We start from the raw sequence: 3,058 nt of genomic DNA, 5'->3' as shown, positions 1-3,058 counted from the left end.
AGTTCGGCGGTGTCCTACTCTCCCACAACCCTTCGGTTGCAGTACCATCGGCGCTGTCAGGCTTAGCTTCCGGGTTCGGAATGGGACCGGGCGTTTCCCTGACGCTAAAACCACCGAAACACTCCGAAACAACACACACCGTTCACCGGCGTGGTGTTTCAGAACCGTAGAGTGGATGCGCAACATCTTCGTAGACAAGTCCTCGGCCTATTAGTACCAGTCAACTCGACAACACATTACTGTGCTTCCATTTCTGGCCTATCAACCCAATGGTCTGTTGGGGGCCTTAACCCACAAAGGGTGGGATACCTCATCTTGGAACAGGCTTCCCGCTTAGATGCCTTCAGCGGTTATCCCTTCCGAACGTGGCCAACCAGCCATGCCCTTGGCAGAACAACTGGCACACCAGAGGTTCGTCCGTCCCGGTCCTCTCGTACTAGGGACAGCCTTCCTCAAGTATCCTACGCGCGCGGCGGATAGGGACCGAACTGTCTCACGACGTTCTAAACCCAGCTCGCGTGCCGCTTTAATGGGCGAACAGCCCAACCCTTGGGACCTACTCCGGCCCCAGGATGCGACGAGCCGACATCGAGGTGCCAAACCATGCCGTCGATATGGACTCTTGGGCAAGATCAGCCTGTTATCCCCGGGGTACCTTTTATCCGTTGAGCGACACCCCTTCCACCAGGAGGTGCCGGATCACTAGTCCCGACTTTCGTCCCTGCTCGACATGTCTGTCTCACAGTCAAGCTCCCTTGTGCACTTGCACTCAACACCTGATTGCCAACCAGGCTGAGGGAACCTTTGGGCGCCTCCGTTACTCTTTAGGAGGCAACCGCCCCAGTTAAACTACCCATCAGGCACTGTCCCTGAACCAGATCATGGCCCGAGGTTCAGATTCCCAATTCGACCAGAGTGGTATTTCAACAACGACTCCACAGCCACTAGCGTGACCACTTCACAGTCTCCCACCTATCCTACACAAGCCGAACCGAAAACCAATACCAAACTATAGTAAAGGTCCCGGGGTCTTTCCGTCCTGCCGCGCGTAACGAGCATCTTTACTCGTAGTGCAATTTCGCCGGGCCTGTGGTTGAGACAGCCGGAAAGTCGTTACGCCATTCGTGCAGGTCGGAACTTACCCGACAAGGAATTTCGCTACCTTAGGATGGTTATAGTTACCACCGCCGTTTACTGGCGCTTAAATTCTCAGCTTCGCCATTGCTGGCTAACCGGTCCTCTTAACGTTCCAGCACCGGGCAGGCGTCAGTCCATATACATCGTCTTGCGACTTCGCATGGACCTGTGTTTTTAGTAAACAGTCGCTTTCCGCTGGTCTCTGCGGCCACCCACCCCTAGCCCGCGAAGGGCTTCAGGATGTTTGGCCCCCCTTCTCCCGAAGTTACGGGGGCATTTTGCCGAGTTCCTTAACCACAGTTCACCCGATCGCCTTGGTATTCTCTACCTGACCACCTGTGTTGGTTTGGGGTACGGGCCGTGCATGCACTCACTAGAGGCTTTTCTCGGCAGCATAGGATCACTCTACTTCGCCTCAAACGGCTACGCATCACGTCTCAGCCTTCACGAGTGACGGATTTGCCTACCACTCGGCCTACACGCTTACACCAGGACAACCATCGCCTGGCGGAGCTACCTTCCTGCGTCACCCCATCGCTTGACTACTACGAAATCAGGTCCCACGCTCCACACACCACCATCCACCCGAAGGCTTCAAGCGATGGCTTTGGGTGGTTAGTATCAAACGCCTCGTCATGGGCGCACATGCTCGGGTACGGGAATATCAACCCGTTGTCCATCGACTACGCCTGTCGGCCTCGCCTTAGGTCCCGACTTACCCTGGGCGGATTAGCCTGGCCCAGGAACCCTTGGTCATCCGGCGGCAGAGTTTCTCACTCTGCATTCGCTACTCATGCCTGCATTCTCACTCCCACACCCTCCACCGCTAGCTTCCGCCACGGCTTCCCTGGGTGCAGGACGCTCCCCTACCCATCAACACGACTACACACAAACCTCAAGGGCTCGCATGGATCACATGTGTCAATGACACAGCTTCGGCGGTGTGCTTAAGCCCCGCTACATTGTCGGCGCAGGACCACTTGACCAGTGAGCTATTACGCACTCTTTCAAGGGTGGCTGCTTCTAAGCCAACCTCCTGGTTGTCTGGGCAATCCCACATCCTTTCCCACTGAGCACACACTTAGGGGCCTTAGCTGGTGTTCTGGGCTGTTTCCCTCTCGACGACGAAGCTTATCCCCCGCCGTCTCACTGCCGTACTCTAACACCACGGTATTCGGAGTTTGGTTGATTTCGGTAACCCGGTAAGGCCCCTAGACCATCCAGTAGCTCTACCCCCGTGGAGAAACATACGACGCTGCACCTAAATGCATTTCGGGGAGAACCAGCTATCACGGAGTTTGATTGGCCTTTCACCCCTACCCACAGCTCATCCCCTCAGTTTTCAACCTAAGTGGGTTCGGGCCTCCACGACGTCTTACCGTCGCTTCACCCTGGCCATGGGTAGATCACTCCGCTTCGGGTCTAGACCACGCGACTATAGGCGCCCTATTCAGACTCGCTTTCGCTACGGCTACCCCACACGGGTTAACCTCGCCACGCAGCACTAACTCGCAGGCTCATTCTTCAAAAGGCACGCCATCACCCAACAAGTAGGCTCTGACGGCTTGTAGGCACACGGTTTCAGGTACTCTTTCACTCCCCTCCCGGGGTACTTTTCATCTTTCCCTCACGGTACTCGTCCGCTATCGGTCTTCAGGAAGTATTTAGGCTTACCGGGTGGTCCCGGCAGATTCACAGCAAATTCCACGAGCTCGCTGCTACTCGGGAACACCACCAAGGTCCTTGAAACTGGTTTTCGCGTACGGGGCTCTCACCCACTCCGGCCCGCCATCCCAAGCGGTTCCACTAACCAGCACAAACAACCCGAAGAAATGTCAGTCTCTTCAAGGTGGGTCCCACAACACCACGCACACAACGCCTGACAGCTTGACATGTGCGAGGTTTAGCCTCTTCCGCTTTC

General features: G+C 56.0%; 2 rRNA genes. Both read right to left on the bottom strand.

Annotated features, from left to right (window positions below):
- Position 1: 1 nt before the first annotated feature.
- Positions 2-118 (bottom strand): 5S ribosomal RNA (gene rrf, locus C2L59_RS46290).
- 72 nt (positions 119-190) lie between these two features.
- Positions 191-3,058: ribosomal RNA gene (locus C2L59_RS46285) — 23S ribosomal RNA — on the bottom strand; the annotation flags it as partial.

Source organism: Amycolatopsis sp. CA-128772 (assembly GCF_002904295.1).
Lineage (GTDB): Bacteria > Actinomycetota > Actinomycetes > Mycobacteriales > Pseudonocardiaceae > Amycolatopsis.
The sequence above is the reverse complement of the archived record's forward strand: the minus strand, read 5'-3'. Positions and strand labels throughout refer to the sequence as shown.